At 60.6% G+C, this 1,071-nt stretch carries 1 protein-coding gene and 1 pseudogene; both read right to left on the reverse strand.

The window, feature by feature from the left end:
- Positions 1-61 precede the first annotated feature (61 nt).
- Positions 62-754: a tyrosine-type recombinase/integrase gene (locus B7R21_RS19070; protein WP_172592293.1), complete on the reverse strand. Its 693-nt coding sequence runs from the start codon at positions 752-754 to the stop codon at positions 62-64.
- A gap of 141 nt (positions 755-895) precedes the next feature.
- Positions 896-1,071: pseudogene (locus tag B7R21_RS19075) on the reverse strand (IS256 family transposase); the annotation flags it as partial.

The following is a 1,071-nucleotide window of genomic DNA, read 5'->3' on the forward strand; positions in this document are numbered from 1 at the left end:
ACAGGGCCTTTCTCGAGCTGGTGTGTGGTCGAAGACCATCAGCATCGAGGGAGGCCCGCTTCTATGCGCGGAAGCGACCCGGGGTGGGGAATTTCAGTGAGCAGAACTGGGGAATTTCAGTGAGCGCCGTCATAAGTACCTCGCCGGGACGAAGGCCCCCATCAAGCATGAGCAGAATCATTGCGAGGTCTCGTTGCCGACTTATACCGCTCACGAGCGCGGCGATATCGGCATCCTCCATCGGACGCGGCAGCCGGAGCGGAACTTTCACCCGGACATCTCGCCGAACGGGCATCTGGCGGCTCGAGCCGCCAGCGAAGGGCTGATGCCGTGACCCAACGCGCGCCAATGCGGGATCGAACTTCTGCTGCAACGGGTGCCCAAGATCAAATAACTCCATGATGGCTGCCCACTCGTAGAAACTGGACACGGCCGCAAGGGCCCGCGACACGGTCGCCGGGGACAACCGCGAACCACTGCCGCGGCCTCGATGACTATTCGGCCGAGCGCTCAGCCACGCAAGAAAATCAACAGCCAACGCCGGCCGGAACTCATGCCACGGCGCACTCACCTCAGACAGGAACTCAAATAGGTAGCGCAGGTCATACCCGTACGCGGCGGCCGTGTTCGGGCTGCACCCCGAATCCAGCAGATGCTTCAAGAACCGATCCACCACCTCGATCGACAGCCCCGCATCATCGCGGACCGACACTGCAACAACACCGCCCGACACACGCTGAATCACTACTCTCATGAGACCCATCTCATCAGGGAAGTTTGAACACCAGTACGCCGGAAACTGTCCACATAAGAACTAACTCCGCGATCAGGAGCAACCGATCGAACGAGACCGTGGGGTCTGTCAAGAATTCGGTGTAACTAGTGTTGTTGTGGGTTAGCGTCCGACGGTGAGTCGGCCGTTGAAAGTGATGTCGAACGCGTTGAGCGCGGCCTTCCATCGTTGGGTCCAGCGGGCCCGCCCTTGGCCGGTCGGATCCAGGCTCATCACGGCCAGGTAGACACATTTCAGTGCGGCTTGCTCATTGGGGAAATGTCCCCTGGCGCGGACCG

This window comes from Subtercola boreus (assembly GCF_003399625.1).
GTDB classification, from domain to species: Bacteria; Actinomycetota; Actinomycetes; order Actinomycetales; family Microbacteriaceae; genus Subtercola; species Subtercola boreus_C.